The sequence below is a fragment of the Paenibacillus sp. N3/727 genome (genome assembly GCF_022637315.1).
GTDB lineage: Bacteria > Bacillota > Bacilli > Paenibacillales > Paenibacillaceae > Paenibacillus_AQ > Paenibacillus_AQ uliginis.
In genome coordinates, this window is record NZ_CP093336.1 from 5,885,817 (window position 1) to 5,902,371 (window position 16,555).

Sequence of the window (16,555 nt, forward strand, 5' to 3'; positions counted from 1 at the left end):
AAGCCCCGGAGGGCTTAATGATTGACGTTTTGATATAAATCGATTCTCTAATGTACCAAACTCAAAATAGAAATATTTAGTTCGAACTGTTCGCTGTCTGACAAGTGACGTGCTCACCGACGCACATATCATGCACGCCGGGATCATCCTAGCTTTGCTTAGCAACTGTCCGGTACGTGCTCGGCTCCGGCAGATCTTCATCAATCTCCCGTCCATGCAGTTTCACACTCATTGCCACACCCATACTGGCCATACTGATGACGAGCGACGTTCCCCCAAAACTGATAAACGGCAGCGTAATTCCCGTCAGCGGCATAAGACCAATAAACATACCGATGTTCTCAAAGATCTGGTACAAGAACATGGATACAATGCCGACGATCAAAAATGGACCCGCACGTTCCCGACACTCCAGTGAGATCAGAATCATCCGGTGAATCAAAACAAAATATAAAAGCAGCAGCACAGAAGAACCGATAAATCCGTATTCCTCCGCAATCTGCACAAAGATGGAATCTGAATACGTGTAAGGCACGCGGCCCGACTGCACCGATGTTCCCTCCATAAAGCCTTTTCCGCCCATGCCGCCGGATGCTATAGCTAGCTTGGCATTATGAGTATGCCAGCTTGCCTTGGCTGTAGCCTTCTCCGGTACCAGCCAAGGATCTATCCGTTCCATCCAGTGGGCGCGTGAACCCGTGCCGAGGGATTCCTTAATCTCATCGTGATAATGAACATAGGCCATAGCACCACCTACAGCTATGCCGCCTACCAGAACCAGCCCGATCAAAGCATGAGAAAATTTGACGTTGCCAATCCAAAGCAGTCCCAACAAAATAATGACATAACTCAGCGCATTCCCGAGGTCGTTTATCCCCATGACGAGCACGAATGGAATGAACGCAAGCAGGCCAACCGGGATCACGTCCTGGATAAAGGACAGTCGGGGCTTGTTTTTGCGAACTAGTGCGTACGTGAGAATAATAATCAAAACAAGCTTAAACATCTCGGCCGGTTGCAAGCTGGCGAAACCAAGCGAGATCCAGCCCTGCGAACCGTTTATGGTTGCCCCGAAAAACATGACAAACAGCAGCAGCGCTATACCACCAAAATAAATATACCAAGCATATTTCATTAGAAGACGATAATCCAGTATGCTCATTCCAAAAAAGGCAATAAAGCCTACTATATAATATAGGATCATCTTAATATGGGAGCCCTCAAATTTCGGATCTCCCATGGTAACACTGTATATCGACGTAATACTAATAATCATCAACATAACCAATACAGCCACTATAACGAAATCAATCTTTTTAATCTTTTGAAGCATCTTCGGTCCCCCTGTGCCGGAGCTTCATGCTCCCCTGCGCCCTGAAGGCAATTTAACATTCATACTTACTATTGTAAGAAAAAAAGGGCCTAATGACAATTACAGCGAAATTCCCAATACATGTCTATTAATACCGGCAAGGTCCGGGACCGTAATAATGCGGTTCCAATGCCCTGTCGAACGCAGCAGGTCTGCCACATCTTCTGCCTGGCCCATGCCAAGCTCAAAGGCAATGATACGCGGCGCTGATACCAATAGAGGCAACTGCTCCATCATGATCCGGTAAGGATTTAAACCATCCTCACCGCCGTCAAGTGCGGTGCGCGGCTCGTGATCCCGAACTTCCGGCTGCAGCTCTTCAATATCCTCCGCCGGAATATAAGGTGGGTTGGACACCACAATATCAGGCGCAAGACCAGCAAACGGCTCCAACAGATTCCCTTGGCGAAATTCCACAGTCGCACCTAGTCGCTTCGCATTACGCTGGGCCACCTGAAGTGCTTCCGGAGAAATATCACTAGCGAGTACCTGCCACTTGGGCGATTTCAGCGCCAAGCTCACACCAATGGCGCCACTCCCGGTACCGATATCCAAAACTGTAAGCCTGGATGCTGTGTCGGCATGCTTCAGCACGGCTTCCACCAACAGCTCTGTTTCCGGACGCGGAATGAGTACGGCCGATGTCACCTCAAAAGGAAGACCATAAAACTCCTGCTCCCCGATTATATACTGTGCAGGCACACCATCTCCCTTTCGGTTAACGGCCTCTTCCCATGCTTTGCGCCGATCCTCCGGGAAGATTTCCGGCAGCGCCATATAGTAGGCAGTACCGGTCAATCCAAGCACAAACTCCAGCAGCAACTGGGCATTACGCTGCGGCTCCAGTACGCCGCAGTATTCTAAAAAAGAAGAAGCCTCTATATAGGCTTCTCTTATGCTGCGCTCCGGCGTCGATACGAATAATTTCCGCTCCAAAGCGTTATTCTCCTCTATCCATCATTTCTGCTTGCTCCGCAAGGGTCAAGGCTGAAACGATTTCCTCAATTTCTCCGTTCATCACCTGATCCAGCTTGTGCAAAGTCAAGCCGATCCGGTGATCCGTCACACGGCTTTGCGGGAAGTTGTACGTACGGATCCGCTCACTGCGATCGCCAGTACCTACCTTGCTCTTACGCTCGCCGGAATATTTTGCTTCTTCTTCCTGACGCATCATATCATAGATACGGGTACGAAGTACCTGCAGCGCCTTGTCTTTGTTGGAGTTCTGTGACTTTCCGTCCTGACATGTCGCAACGATACCTGTTGGAACGTGCGTTACACGTACCGCAGATTTCGTCGTGTTAACGGATTGTCCGCCTGCACCGCTGGAACAGAATGTATCCACACGAATATCTTTATCATGGATTTCGATATCCACTTCTTCAGCTTCCGGCATAACCGCAACTGTCGAAGTAGACGTATGAATGCGGCCGCCCGATTCCGTTGTCGGAATGCGTTGTACCCGGTGTGCTCCACTTTCAAATTTCATTTTGCTGTAAGCACCGCGGCCGTTGATCAAGAAGATAACTTCCTTAAATCCGCCGAGATCATTCGAGTTGACATCCATTAACTCAACCTTCCAGCCTTGGGTATCCGCATACCGGGTGTACATACGGTATAGATCCGAAGCGAACAGTGCCGCCTCATCACCACCTGCCGCTCCGCGGATTTCGACAATAACGTTCTTATCGTCATTTGGGTCCTTCGGCAGAAGCAGAACGCGGATCGTCTCTTCGAGTGTCTGCTGACGTGCGCTAAGTTCGTCGATTTCCATCTTCACCATTTCACGCATCTCATCATCCAGCTTCTCGCCCTGCATCGTCTTGGCAGCGTCAAGCTCTTCAATCACATTTTTATATTCAACAAAGGCCTCGTAAGCAGGCTGCAAATCGGATTGTTCTTTGGAATAATCCCTCAACTTTTTCGAGTCGTTTGCAACGTCGGGATCGCAGAGCAGCTCGCTTAACTTTTCATAACGGTCCGCAAGGGATTGCAATCGGTCCAACAAGGGAATTCACCTCTCTACATATATATTCCTGATTATGTTTAAACAAAAATCTCGTCATTTATTAACAAAGGTCATTGCATGTAAACCGTAATACAGCAGTAACAAACGACTTTTTATTTTAACATGAATCAGCTGATTTGACTAGAAGGGAGATACCCAGTTTAGCATATAGATGGAAATATCTTTTTCCTTGAAATAGAAAGGATGAACGAAAAGGAATTTTCTCCTTTGTCACAAAAGCCCATGTTTTTCAGTTGTATATTTTGAAAGGGGGGATACAGATGAATCAATCAAATATGGATGATAGCGAATTAATGTCCGTACTGGAGAGAATAAAGTTAGGGGATATTCCATCTTACACCTATATTATAAGTCGCTTTCAAAAACGTATTTTTTTATATTGCTATTATTTACTTAAAAGTCATGAAGAGGCTGAGGATGCTGCTCAAGATATTTTTATTAAAGGTTTGGAGAATATAACGCGTTTTTCTTACAATGTCTCTTTTTCAGCTTGGCTTTATACAATAGCGCGAAATCATTGTACAGATCTACTTAAGATAAGAAGCAAACGTTATAAATCCTTAATGCAATACGAGATAAATAATGACTACAAGATGGAAAATGAATATACCGATCTGATCCATGATTTATTAGACAATCTAAATATGGAAGAAAGGCAAATTCTTTTACTTCGTTCTCTTGAGGAATATAGCTATGACGAAATAGCTTCGATTATGGACATTAAACCCACTACCATTCGAAAAAAATATGAACGAATTCGAAAAAAATTGATTCAGCAAAAAATAGAAGGAGGAAAAATCTATGAACACTCGTATAAAACTGGAGGATAAAGATTTTAATCAATTACAAAGTTTGATTAGAGAAACACCTATTGAAGTAGATTTAGTTGAGCGTACTATGGAGAAATATGCTGAAGTAAACAGTAAAGCAGCAAATTCCAGAGTTATAGCCACTCGCAATAAAAATAGAACGGCGGGTAGAACAATAATAGCTGTTGCTTCTGCGTTTGTGATTTTAATGGGTTCAGGATTTATTTCGCCAACGATGGCAGCATCTATTAAACAAATTCCCGGAATAAATTCAATCTTTAAATTTGCTGGTGACCTTGGTCTGAAAACTGCAGATGAAAAGGGTCTGGTTACAACTGTTAATTCAAGCGATTCTCATGACAATTTGACACTAAATGTGCCAGTCGTAATGTTTGATGGCACACGTGTGTCGATTGGTATTGAGCATCAGACTTCGGTGAAAAAATATTCAGAAAATAAGGTGCAGGAACTAATTAGTGATATAGATCTTTTGATTAATGGAGAACCAGTCAACTCTTATGCGCCTGCTAATACAAGCAATTCTATTGATCCATATATTATTCCCAGTATAGAAGACAATAGTGCAATTATACAATTTTCAGATCGACATAACCAAGGGGGAAAGGTATTTCCTGATAAATTTGACTTAACATTGAAAGTTACAGTATTGGGTATTCAGGAACCATTTGAAATTGATATTCCAGTTGAAAAGAATACAAAGGATAATTTGGTTCTAAATCCATCAATAAGTCGGCAATATGAGAACATCAATTTGAAATTGGATAAAGTAGAATTTACGCCGATTACAACCAACCTAACTACACGTATTGAGTTACCTGAAAATCTAGAGATTGCATCATCTCTTCCTCTTCTGGGCTACGACATATTCGATGAAAAGGGCAATAAGTTAAAATTAATTGGTGGAAATGGATGGAAACCAACAGGCGGTAATGTTATGATAACTGATTCCCGGTTTGAACCGTTTGAATCAATCCCCAAATCAATAACTATTAAGACATATAAGTATTTATATAAAAATGAAAATAGAAATCAATTCGAGCTAGACTCAAATGGAATCCCCAAAATAGAGTATCTTCCAGATTTGGAGATCACTCTTCCGATAACATTGAAATAAAAAAGGCTATGAGAAAGACAGGCGCCTCCACAAAGAGACCCCTGTCTTTTTCAATACATTGTTAATTACACATTGAAACGGAAATGCATAACATCGCCGTCTTTCACAGTGTAGTCTTTACCTTCCAGACGCAGCTGGCCACGCTCTTTCGCCCCGTTCATCGAACCGGCTGCTTGAAGGTCATCATAGGAAACCACTTCTGCACGAATAAATCCTCGCTCGAAGTCAGTATGAATGACACCTGCCGCCTGCGGTGCTTTAGTTCCTTTGCGGATCGTCCATGCGCGAACTTCTTGAACCCCCGCCGTAAAGTAGGTGTAGAGTCCAAGCAGGCTGTAAGCAGCCTTGATCAGACGATTCAGACCGGATTCCTCAAGGCCCAGTTCCTCCAGGAACATAGCCTTATCTTCACCTTCGAGTTCGGCAATTTCAGCTTCCACTTTAGCACTGATCGGCACGACAGCAGCGTTCTCGGCTGCAGCAAAATCTCTCACCTGCTGCACGTACGGATTGCTGTCCGCTTCGTTCACGCCGTCCTCACTCAAGTTCGCCGCATACAGAACCGGCTTCAATGTCAACAGATGCAAATCACGAATGATCAGCTTCTCTTCATCGCTGAGTTCCACACTACGGGCAGGCTGGTCATTGTACAAAGCTTCCTTCACGCGCTCCAGCAGCTCGACTTCCTGTGCGTAAGTCTTGTTGCCGCCCTTCATATTCTTCTTCGTACGGTCAATTCGCTTCTCCACGCTGTCGAGGTCAGCCAGAATCAGCTCCAGGTTAATCGTCTGAATGTCGCTGACCGGATTCACCTTACCGTCTACGTGTGTGATATTCTCATCCTCGAAGCATCTTACCACATGCACGATCGCGTCCACTTCACGGATATGGGCGAGGAACTTGTTCCCAAGACCCTCTCCTTTACTTGCGCCGCGGACCAGACCTGCAATATCCACGAATTCGAATGCGGTAGGTACAGTTTTGTTCGGCTGCACCAGCTCGGTCAGCTTGTTGAGCCGCTCGTCCGGCACTTCCACAACACCAACGTTAGGGTCAATTGTACAAAACGGATAGTTGGCCGATTCCGCCCCCGCCTGTGTAATAGCGTTAAACAATGTGGATTTGCCGACGTTCGGCAGACCGACGATTCCTGCTTTTAAAGCCATTTATGTGACAACTCCTTATGGGTTTCTCTAAACAATCCTACTAATTATATCAGATCATACCTTTTGTTCAAACCATGAATATCTCTTATTCAAAAGGATACCAAAAAGCGTTCAATCCACGGCTTCTAAGCCAGATTCCAAATCCGAGAACGGATAGAGCCAATCCAATGACTACCCAATCCGCAGCCGTCATATCCCCTCCGCTGTACCAGGTTCTCTTCTTCCCAGCCCCGAAGCCCCGAAGCTCCATCGCATTGGTGACAGAATCAATCCGATGAAGTGCCGACTGAAGCACTGGTACAACAACCGCTGACAGATTCGAAAGCCGCTTCGCAATACTGCCGTCTTCTTTAGAGATTCCCATTCCACGGGCCTCCATCGAATGCAGCGTGCTGCGGAATTCCGCGATCAAATCCGGGATATAACGAAGGGCAATGCTGACAGCATATGCAACTTTATAAGGAACGCCTACCCGGTTCAGGCTGGCTGCAAAAGCGCTCGGCATCGTCGTAAACAGACAGAGGAGCGTCATCGGCAGCAATGTTAAATATTTGGCCGACAAAGTCAGCACATAAAACAGCGTCTCCTGATTGATCACAGCGTAACCGATTGGAATAACCGGTGTGTCCGTTCCGGTCAGCCTTGTCCCGAAGGTCGGCGTAATCAGAAGAATAAACAACCCATTTATGATTGAAAAGAGAACGATTAATCCAAAAAGAAAGGCCATTTTGCGAAAAGGCACACCCGAATAAATCAGCATGACAGCTCCAGCAGCCAGCATCACAACAAACACTCGAAGATCCATAAACATAAACGCCAGCACGGTCCAGACGACAAAGAGCACCAGTTTGACCGCTCCGTCCATCCGATGAAACCAGGAATGACCGGGCACATATAGACTACCTGTTCTACTCATAAGACTTCCCTCTTTTCTCACGCGAAACAAAAGCCTGGACGAAGCGCTCTGGATGTTCAAGCCTGTTAGCCCGAGCAAATACGGACAGGGAAGTCTCCCTTAAATGAGCGGCTTCCGTTACCTTTGCGTCGCTCAATATCGAGGCCGGGGAAGCGCAAGCAATCATTCGCCCACCGCACAGCACTGCTGCCCGGTCCGCATATTCCAGTGCAAGGTACATGTCATGCGTAATAAACAGAAAAGCGGTTCCCTGCTGGGCAAGCTGCCCGATAAAATCCATAAACTCTTTATAATGACGATAATCCTGTCCTGCTGTCGGCTCATCCAATATGATAAGTTTCGGCTGAAGCACCAGAATCGAAGCGATGGTCAAACGTTTTTTCTGGCCGTAACTGAGTGCGGACACCGGCCAGCTTCGGTATGGATACAGTCCGCACACCTTAAGCACCTGCTCCACCCGCTCTTGTATGACAGCCGGATCCACTTTTCGGGCTTTCAGACCAAGTCCAACCTCTTCCATAATGAGGTGCTGGCTGATCATGCGGTTCGGATTTTGCATAACATACCCGATTTCTTCTCCACGTCGCCGTATGGACCACTTGGCGATATTGTCCCCATGAAGCAATATTTCACCGGAACGCGGCTTGAGCAGTCCTGTAATGAGATTAGACAAGGTTGACTTACCCGCTCCGTTCGCACCGAGCAGAGCAACCGTTTCCCCAGCCCCGATATCGAGACTCACATCTTCTAGCACCGTCCTGCCTGCTTCATAGCGGAATCCCAAATGTCGAAGGCTAAGCAGAGCCTCTTTATCCGAAATCTCGTTCCTGGGCACCGTATGATTCGCAAACTCGTTCAGCTTGTCCTGAGCACCTGCGATATCAAGCCTGCGGGGAACTGCCAAATCTGTCATACCTTCAAGCGATATTCCTGCATACTCCATCGCATCCACATACAGAGGAGGACGCAGGCCGTATTGTCGTAGAGTACCCGCTATCAGAAGCTCATCCGGAGTTCCCTCAGCGACAATGCGTCCCTTGTGCAGCAGCACGATCCGGTCTACCGGTTCCAGCAGCACATCTTCAACCCGGTGCTCAATAATAATGACCGTTTTGCCACTGTCTTGGCGAATGCTTTCAATCAGCCCCATAGCCCGTCTCCCAGCAGCCGGATCCAGATTGGCGAGCGGCTCATCAAAGAGCAGCACCTCGGCATCTGTAGACAGAACACCTGCAAGCGACACGCTCTGCTTCTGTCCCCCGGACAGGTCATGCGGGCTGTCTTCGATCCGGTCCAGCATGTCCACCATTTGCAGCGAGGAGATGACGGTGCTTTTCATCTGTGGACGAGGCATTTCCCGGTTCTCCATAACAAATGCGGTATCTTCTCCAACGGTAAGCCCGACAAACTGGGCATCGGAATCCTGCAATATGGTGCCTACGGTCCGGCTGCGCCCAAAAACGCCGCCTTCCGTATAGCCGACTCCTCCTACCGTAAGACTTCCGGTAACCTCACCTTCGTACATAAAAGGAATTAGCCCATTTAGACAATGGGCTAAAGTTGATTTGCCGGAGCCGCTTGGCCCGGCGATCCATATTTTTTCCCCGGGGCAAATGTCGAGGGTAATATCGCGGAGGGTTGGCTCCGACTGGTTTTTATAGCGAAAGCTGAATTGTTGAAATGAGATGATGGGCTGCATGTTAGTCTGCACTCCTCAGTTTATTCGTTAATCGTCAAATTGCTGGACTTCGCACTCCGTTTTGAGTACCCTAATACGGCCGGAAGACCGAGTACTACGAACACCGCGATGTTGGCCAAGGAAGCCACACTTACTTGAAGAATCAATTTATCCGTTGGTTCACCCATAAAGACAGCATCGAACCATCCGGAGAAGAAAAGAGACAACACGATGCCCACAACGCCGTATACCGTTAGCATGCCAATCTGTTTGCCTGTTACCGAACCGCTGTGAGGGTCAAATTTTTTATGCATATAGATCAGACCCATGAATGCTCCTGTAATGCCGGAACCGAGCGCCCATCCCCACCACACCATACCACTGCTCATCAAATCAGTAAGCACGTGTCCAATCAAACCTGCCGCAAAAGCGACCATCGGACCGAAGAGCGCTCCAAAAATCGCCAACAGCGCAATAGCCGGCTTCAAAAAGGTGTCTGGCCCCGCGGGAATACCAATCATAAAGGTTGCTCCATACAAAGCTGAACAGATTCCGATCGTCACTACAGTTCTCGTACTAAATTGAAATGCAGGTCTCTTCAAAAGAGTTCACCCTTTCTAATATCCTTCTCCTTACCTTCAAAAGCGAACAATTATTGCTATAAGTACTCCTAATATAAGGTTTTTAGCACGAATTGGCAAAAGGTTTTTTTTGAATTTGAGATCATCTTGCAAATAAACAAAAATTCTGATAAGACGTCATTTACATATCATTCATCGGGTCGAGATATACTTATTTTCTGCCCGCATAGAAAAAGACCCCTAATCCTTGTCGGAAAAAGGGCCATTAAATGAATGTTTGGATTTAAAAGTCAGAACCGTTTCACCAGACGATCCGTCTCTTTCAGAGCCGTAATATTTACCGCTCCGATGCCGAACATCGCCGTGCGCAGCTCCAGCTCAACCTGCGCCAGCTTCTGATCCAGGGCCTCCTCGGAAGACACTGCCGAGCCAAGCAATCCTCGGCCAAAGCCTGCCAGATCGGCACCGATCGCAAGGGCCTTGGCCGCATCCACGCCACTGTTCAGACCCCCGCTGCCAATCAGGGCAGCGGTTGGTGCGGCCTCTCTCACCTCGGCGATGCAGTCAGCGGTCGGGTTGCCCCAGCCTGCGAACGCCTCCGCCGCCGCACGACGGACCGGATCGCTGCTGCGGAATTTCTCGACTTGACTCCAGGAAGTCCCCCCCGCTCCGGCCACATCAATAAATGCAGCCCCGGCATCCAGCAGGCTTCGCGCTGTAAAGCCGTCAATTCCCCAGCCCACTTCCTTGATGCCTAGCGGGACTTCAAGTACCCGGCATAACTCTTCGATCTTGGGCAGTAGTCCTCCGAACCGGGTATTGCCTTCGGGCTGGAACACTTCCTGCAGTCCATTCAAATGCAACACGAGCAGGTCCGCTCCGGCAATGTCCACGGCCCGCCGGCAATCATCCGGACCAAACCCGTAATTGAGCTGCACCGCGCCAAGATTGGCGATAACCGGAATGCTGGGCGCCTTCTCACGAACCCGAAACGTAGGCGCAAGTTCTCCACGCTCCACAGCCGCCCGGATTGAGCCGACACCAAGCGCCCAACCTCGGCGCTCCGCGGCTTCAGCCAGACGCATGTTAATCTCCCCCGTTGCCTTGCTGCCTCCAGTCATGGAGCTGATCAAAAGCGGCGTTGCCATAGAGAACCCGAGAAAAGAGGTTGCCAGACCCACATCGTCAAAGTCCACCTCTGGCAAAGCCGCATGGCGGAACCGGTAATTCTCAAACCCCGTTGTCACATCCCGGCCTCCTACTTCTTCCTCAAGGCATAACCGGACATGTTCTATTTTCCGCTCACCTGTGGGCACCTCAGGCAGGAGCATGCCTTTGTTGTCCGAAACTGTCTCACTAGATGCAGGTCTAATCTCTCCGCTGGCAGGAGTCACTTGCTTGTTCCGATTGTCCATACGTCCCTCCCGTTAAGTAGCCGTTTCTAGATTGCGCTTCTATGTATTTTCTGCATTCATAAATTGTTTAATCCATTAAACATGTTTAAACGACTCCGGTCCAATGAAACGGTTTATCCATTCCTGCCATTTCTCCGGTGGCTCCGACAAAACTGAGTTCGGATACGCTGTCGTATTCTCCCCCTCAAATCCTGATCCCCCGAGCAGAAAACGTACCGATGGATAGTGTGAAGAGGTAAGACGAACAAACTCATCCACTTTAGGTACGGAGTCCGGATCTGTTATAGAGATACAGACAATACCGATTCTGTGAGCGCCGATAATGCGCAAAAGCCCATCCATCGGCGTATTGGGACCAAGATAAAAGACATCCAGACCACTTCGCCGCAGCAGGAGGGAGAACAGCATCAGACCTACCTGATGATGCTCTCCCTCCGGACAGAACGACAACGCTTTCGGTAAGTAGGAATGAATGGGGAAGAGATGGAAAAATTGAAGGAAGCGCCGGGATATCAGTTCGGTTATAAAATGCTCCTGTGCAACCGATGCCTGCTCGCTTTGCCATGCATCCCCCGCTCGCACAAGCACAGGAACCAAGATTTTATAGAACATTGCGTCATAGCCGTAAATAGAAAAGCCATAGTCTATCAGCTTATTCGCCCGTTCTCCCTGAAACTCAAATAAAGCTTCATATATTTGTCCGCTTTGCTGATCAAAAGCCTCATCCGCACCCATTGGTGCCAGAACGGGAAAGGAGCCTGCCTTGGATTGTGCAGCCTTGTCCGCTTTCAGCAGGCGGGCAGCCTGAGAGATACTAATGCCCTTCTGCTCCACCTGCTCTTTCAGCCAACGTAGATCTTCTATGTCCTCCGGACAGTACATGCGGTAACCCGATTCCGTTCGAAGCGGATTTACAGCACCGTAACGATTCTCCCAGGCTCGGATTGTAACGGTAGGCATGTCCAGCATTGTGGACACCTGCTTAATGGAGTACAAATGCTTCCCTGCCTTTCGGTAATGATCTGGGGGCCTCCGCCTTTTTTTCTTCCTTATTGAATCATCCGACTTTATACAAATTTAGTACATCGATTATACATTTTTACCAATCGTCTGTCGATCAGACATAAAATCAACGCATACAAAGAACCACCAACTGAAGACAATTACTGCCTGCAATCGGTGGTCCTTTAATTATTACTATAGCTGCCGAAATCAATTTTACAACAGTGGTGACATCAGACGTGCACCTGATTCCAGCAGACGAACGATGATCCGCTTATTCATGAATGTGTCCCGGTCAATCAGATTCGTAAATTGCAAATCGCGCTCAAAATCATTAACCATCTGCTGCACGCTCTCCGTCTCGACGAGTAAGGCGTTCACTTCAAAATTCAGGTGAAAGCTGCGCATATCCATATTTGCTGTTCCAATGGTCGCAATCTCACCGTCCACAATCAACAGTTTCGAGTGCAAAAATCCCTTTTCGTACTCATAAATACGGACTCCCGCATCGAGAAGAGTCGAAAAGTAGGAATGCGACGCTAGAAACGGAAGCCACTTATCGGGCTTCGCCGGAAACAGAATACGCACATCCAATCCTGCCAGAGCAGCTACACGCAGAGCTGTCAAAATATCATCATCCGGAATAAAATACGGTGTTGCAATCCATACTGACTTACGAGCTGATACGATCATAGAGAAAAAAATATTTTTGAGCGCCCTTCGCTCGTTGTCCGGTCCGCTTGCGATGATCTGCACCACTCCGTTCCGGTTCTCCAACAGATCCGGTGAATAATATTCCTGCTCGGTTACAACTTCATCTGTAACGTACTGCCAATCCTGCATGAATATAACCTGCAACGTCCGTACGGCTTCGCCTCGGACAAGCATATGCGTATCACGCCAGAAACCATACGTTTTGTTGCGGCTTAAATATTCATCTCCAATATTCAAACCGCCTATAAATCCCACACTGCCGTCGATGACAACGATTTTTCGGTGATTGCGGTAGTTAACCCGGCTGGTAAAAAAAATCGTCCGCGGACTGCCAAACACAGCGACCTGAACACCAGCTTCCTTCATCTCATTCAAGAATGACTTAGGTAGTTGCAAACTACCCACGGCATCGACCATAAACCTTACGGATACGCCCTCTCTTGCTTTACTCATAAGAATTCTCTGAATTTGTGTACCGATCTCATCCGCTCGGTAAATGTAATACTCCATATGGATATGATGCTGCGCCTTCTGCAGCTCAGGAAGAAGGGCGGAGAACGTCTCCTCGCCGTTCGTGAGCACCTTTGTTTCTGTCGAAAAGGAGATCGGCGTACGTGCCAGACGCTGCGACAGCTGAAGAAGCTGCTGATGATCCTGCCGGAACGAAGTCAGATCCGGAATACTGCGCTGAAGCACTTCACTTTCGTACGCCAAAATATCACGCTGTGCTTTTTTATCGTACTTTCTACGTTTGAAATAGTTCTGCCCGAACAGCAAATAAAAAAAGAGACCCACGATCGGTATCAGGGCCAGCAGCAATATCCAAGCCATCGTTGCTGACGGATGGCGGTTCTCCATAAAAATCATTAAACCAATGGAAACAACCGTCAGCGTAGAGAACACACTGACAACCGTACCGGCTGTTTTACCAAAATAATCGAAACCGAAGTAATAAAAAGCGAACAATATCGCCGATATGATAACAGCCTGTATTCCCTTTCTCATTTCTTGTAACCCCACTCTCACCAATCACGTTTTCCGGATATTAAACTTACCTTGTCCACCATATTCTACATGAAGTCATACGTTCTTCCTACGAGCAGGATACAGAAATCCCCAATTACGACAAAGTTGTAACCTTTCAGCGTCATATGATCAGGATATTTGTCGAAAATTTATTTGATTTTTTTCTTGACAACTGACTCCCAATTTGAAAAAATAAACCTAACGATCGTTAGTTAGGAGGGTGGATTGAAAATATGACTTCATCAAATATAATGCAGGCGGCACTAACCCATTTTGCCAGAGACGGCTATGAGGGGGCATCTTTAAAAAATATCGCCGATGATTGCGGTATTAAGAAGCCATCGATCTATGCACACTTTGCAAGCAAAGAGGATTTATTCATGAAAGTGCTTCAGTCTGTTTTTCAAAGGCAGGAGGAACGAATCAGACACTATTTCATTGAACACGAACAACTTCCTCTAGAAGAGCAGTTAAAAGGATGTCTGACGGAGAGACAGCGTGAGTATCACGAAGATGATGAAGCAAAGTTCTTTTTACGAATGGCGTTCTTCCCACCAAATTCGCTGTATAACGAGGTTATGGGTATCCTCTACCCTTTTCTCGACAGTCAAGAGGATCAATTGTCACGTCTTCTGGCCGCTGGCTGCCCTGTTAAAGGACGGATTATCCGGCATCCGAGACAGGCTGCCTCAGCCTTTCTGACGCTGATGGACGGAATTGACGTCGAAATACTCTACGGGGGTGAAGAGCGTTCACTCCGCCGGCTTGAACAAGCATGGCCTGTGTATTGGTCGGGCGTTACAAAGGAAAGATAACATCAAGAATTCTAACTAAAGGGAGCATCTATTATGAACCGTAATTGGTTATACGTATTAGTCGCCGGATTGGTTGAGATCATCTGGGTTATAGGATTGAGTCATTCCAATAGTGTGTGGGAGTGGCTTGGTACTGCGATTGCCATAATTATAAGTTTCTATCTTATTATAGAATCAGCAAAACGCCTTCCGGTGGGAACCGTTTACGCCGTCTTCACAGGTATTGGTACTGCAGGGACAGTCACAACTGAAATGCTCCTATTCGGAGAACCGTTTAAACTTACCAAAGTAATTCTGATCGCTATTCTGCTGACGGGCGTTATTGGACTTAAGCTCGTAACCGATGATTCTGCTGGTCAAGACCAGGAGGTGGCGAACTAATGGCTTGGATCGCATTGATATTTGCCGGACTTTTCGAGGTTACAGGTGTAATTGGAATTAAAGGCGTTTCCCAGCGCAAAGGGTTGGCCTCCCTGACCCTGTTGATTGCATCTTTTGCCGGCAGCTTCTCTCTTCTGTCCTATGCGATGACAGCAATTCCGATGGGAACCGCTTATGCTATCTGGACCGGTATCGGTACGGTAGGCAGTGCTGTAACCGGCATGTTTCTGTTCGGGGAGCCGAAGGAATGGCGCAGAGTATTGTTTATTTCCATGATTCTATGCGCTGCTATAGGCTTAAAAGTTCTCACTTAATTGTTCATAAGAAAACCATCTATTGACGTAACTCAAAGAAGACAGACCGCACTTAACGGTCGTTTTTCTTGCGAGATAAAGATGCCGTTTACTCCGTAGTTTATACTTTCTGATCTCTAAAGAACGGCCGTTACATAAAGTTGTAACGGTCGTTTTTTTTATATATAATTAATTTTGACCAACGGGTCAATCGTAGAACTACATAGTTCTTGGGCGAGGTGAATGAAAGATTGTCGGATAAGACGGCGGAGAAACGCAAACAAATTTTGGTGACCGCCATGCAGCTGTTTTCTACTAAGGGGTCTGCCGCGACCTCCATGCAGGAGATTGCAGAAGTATGCGGGATGTCGAAGGGCAGCCTGTATCTCCATTTTAAATCCAAAGAGGAACTGGAGAAAAGTATCTATGAACATATTGCTCTCCGGATCCGGGATGAAGTTGTTAAAGTAGACCAGGAATCTCAACTTGCACCGAAGGAGCAGCTGCGCAAGCAAACTGAGGTGCTCCTGGTACATTTCCTCGAAGTACGCGAGTTTTTGCTGAAGCAAGTTCACGATAATCCCGGACCTGGAAAGTCCCCTTTTGATCGTCAATGTGCTCACCAAGAAATAGGCAAAGCTCTTCTATGGTTTAAAAATAAGCTTTCTTCCGTGTACGGCGCTGAGATTACGCCTTACACGATGGAAATTGGGATGTTTGTCGGTGGCATGCTGGGCTCGTACATCCGGTTTTTATTCATGCCGGGCCTGCCGCTGAATGTTGGTATTTTGGCGGACCACCTTGTTGTCATGCTTGATGATGTGACAGACAGCCTGCTGCGCAGGCGCCCAGATCCACTTGTACCTATAGAAACTTGGGAACGGCTTAATGGAATTCCTCCAGAGGAGTCTCACTTCTCACGTCACCCTCTGGTGGTCATCAAATCGATGAAGGTTCAGCTTAAAGAACTCCCTCTGGAGCCAGACGTCCGGCGCGATGGTCTGGACTCACTCAGTCTGATGGAGAAGGAACTGCTCGAACTTCATCCCCGCCGGGTGGTGCTGCAAGGCATGCTCCGGAACCTTGAAGGGATTGAAGGCATGAAGGAGCTGTACGGAGAACTGAAAACAACAATCCACAGCGTCCTGGATCTTTATCTTGCATCTGATGGACGAGATTCAGGAAAGCCTGTAGATTCATAGACAAAAAAAGATTTTTTGGAG

General features: G+C 47.2%; 16 protein-coding genes. 6 read left to right on the forward strand and 10 right to left on the reverse strand.

The genetic code is table 11. The features are described from left to right. Positions 1-148 precede the first annotated feature (148 nt). The 3 genes from MNQ98_RS27530 to prfA all read right to left on the reverse strand — a co-directional run bounded on the left by MNQ98_RS27530 (position 149) and on the right by prfA (position 3,380). Complete coding sequence (locus MNQ98_RS27530; RefSeq protein ID WP_241931018.1) at positions 149-1,333, reverse strand: FtsW/RodA/SpoVE family cell cycle protein; 1,185 nt, start codon at positions 1,331-1,333, stop codon at positions 149-151. 99 nt (positions 1,334-1,432) lie between these two features. Continuing rightward, positions 1,433-2,308, reverse strand: coding sequence for a peptide chain release factor N(5)-glutamine methyltransferase (gene prmC, locus MNQ98_RS27535; RefSeq protein WP_241931019.1), 876 nt, complete (start codon positions 2,306-2,308; stop codon positions 1,433-1,435). A gap of 4 nt (positions 2,309-2,312) precedes the next feature. Further along, a complete protein-coding gene (prfA, locus tag MNQ98_RS27540) occupies positions 2,313-3,380 on the reverse strand; it encodes a peptide chain release factor 1 (RefSeq protein ID WP_241931020.1) in 1,068 nt (355 codons plus the stop codon). Positions 3,381-3,661: 281 nt separating this feature from the next. On the opposite strand from prfA, the gene MNQ98_RS27545 reads away from it, so the two are divergent. Continuing rightward, positions 3,662-4,231: an RNA polymerase sigma factor gene (locus MNQ98_RS27545; protein ID WP_241931021.1), complete on the forward strand. Its 570-nt coding sequence runs from the start codon at positions 3,662-3,664 to the stop codon at positions 4,229-4,231. Continuing rightward, positions 4,203-5,345: a DUF4179 domain-containing protein gene (locus tag MNQ98_RS27550; protein ID WP_241931022.1), complete on the forward strand. Its 1,143-nt coding sequence runs from the start codon at positions 4,203-4,205 to the stop codon at positions 5,343-5,345. Before MNQ98_RS27545 ends, MNQ98_RS27550 begins: the two co-directional genes overlap by 29 nt. Positions 5,346-5,410: 65 nt before the next feature. Here the strand turns inward: MNQ98_RS27550 and ychF are convergent, their stop codons facing one another. The 7 genes from ychF to cls all read right to left on the reverse strand — a co-directional run bounded on the left by ychF (position 5,411) and on the right by cls (position 13,822). Then, entirely contained in the window at positions 5,411-6,511 is a 1,101-nt protein-coding gene (gene ychF, locus MNQ98_RS27555; protein WP_241931023.1) for a redox-regulated ATPase YchF, read from the reverse strand. An 85-nt stretch (positions 6,512-6,596) separates the two neighbouring features. Next, complete coding sequence (locus MNQ98_RS27560) at positions 6,597-7,427, reverse strand: energy-coupling factor transporter transmembrane component T family protein (RefSeq protein ID WP_241931024.1); 831 nt, start codon at positions 7,425-7,427, stop codon at positions 6,597-6,599. Beyond that, positions 7,420-9,126: an ABC transporter ATP-binding protein gene (locus MNQ98_RS27565; protein WP_241931025.1), complete on the reverse strand. Its 1,707-nt coding sequence runs from the start codon at positions 9,124-9,126 to the stop codon at positions 7,420-7,422. Before MNQ98_RS27565 ends, MNQ98_RS27560 begins: the two co-directional genes overlap by 8 nt. Before the next feature lie 20 nt (positions 9,127-9,146). Further along, positions 9,147-9,707, reverse strand: a complete 561-nt coding sequence (locus MNQ98_RS27570) for an ECF-type riboflavin transporter substrate-binding protein (protein WP_241931026.1) — start codon at positions 9,705-9,707, stop codon at positions 9,147-9,149. Positions 9,708-9,976: 269 nt separating this feature from the next. Beyond that, positions 9,977-11,017, reverse strand: coding sequence for a type 2 isopentenyl-diphosphate Delta-isomerase (gene fni, locus MNQ98_RS27575; RefSeq protein ID WP_241934056.1), 1,041 nt, complete (start codon positions 11,015-11,017; stop codon positions 9,977-9,979). A gap of 159 nt (positions 11,018-11,176) precedes the next feature. Next, positions 11,177-12,070, reverse strand: a complete 894-nt coding sequence (locus MNQ98_RS27580) for a MerR family transcriptional regulator (RefSeq protein ID WP_241931027.1) — start codon at positions 12,068-12,070, stop codon at positions 11,177-11,179. A gap of 249 nt (positions 12,071-12,319) precedes the next feature. Next, positions 12,320-13,822: a cardiolipin synthase gene (gene cls / locus MNQ98_RS27585; RefSeq protein WP_241931028.1), complete on the reverse strand. Its 1,503-nt coding sequence runs from the start codon at positions 13,820-13,822 to the stop codon at positions 12,320-12,322. Positions 13,823-14,076: 254 nt separating this feature from the next. Here cls and MNQ98_RS27590 point away from each other — a divergent pair, with 254 nt between their 5' ends. From MNQ98_RS27590 to MNQ98_RS27605, 4 genes are all read left to right on the forward strand, one after another. After that, a complete protein-coding gene (locus MNQ98_RS27590; RefSeq protein ID WP_241931029.1) occupies positions 14,077-14,658 on the forward strand; it encodes a TetR/AcrR family transcriptional regulator in 582 nt (193 codons plus the stop codon). A gap of 33 nt (positions 14,659-14,691) precedes the next feature. Then, positions 14,692-15,039 (forward strand): DMT family transporter, encoded by a 348-nt coding sequence (locus MNQ98_RS27595; protein ID WP_208917433.1) that lies wholly within the window; start codon positions 14,692-14,694, stop codon positions 15,037-15,039. Next, positions 15,039-15,353 carry a DMT family transporter gene (locus MNQ98_RS27600; RefSeq protein WP_241931030.1) on the forward strand — a complete coding sequence of 105 codons (315 nt, stop codon included), beginning with the start codon at positions 15,039-15,041 and terminating at the stop codon, positions 15,351-15,353. The genes MNQ98_RS27595 and MNQ98_RS27600 overlap by 1 nt, the downstream gene beginning before the upstream one ends. Positions 15,354-15,583: 230 nt before the next feature. Further along, on the forward strand, positions 15,584-16,534 hold the full coding sequence (locus tag MNQ98_RS27605; protein ID WP_241931031.1) for a TetR/AcrR family transcriptional regulator: 951 nt from the start codon (positions 15,584-15,586) through the stop codon (positions 16,532-16,534). The last annotated feature ends 21 nt before the right edge of the window (positions 16,535-16,555 follow it).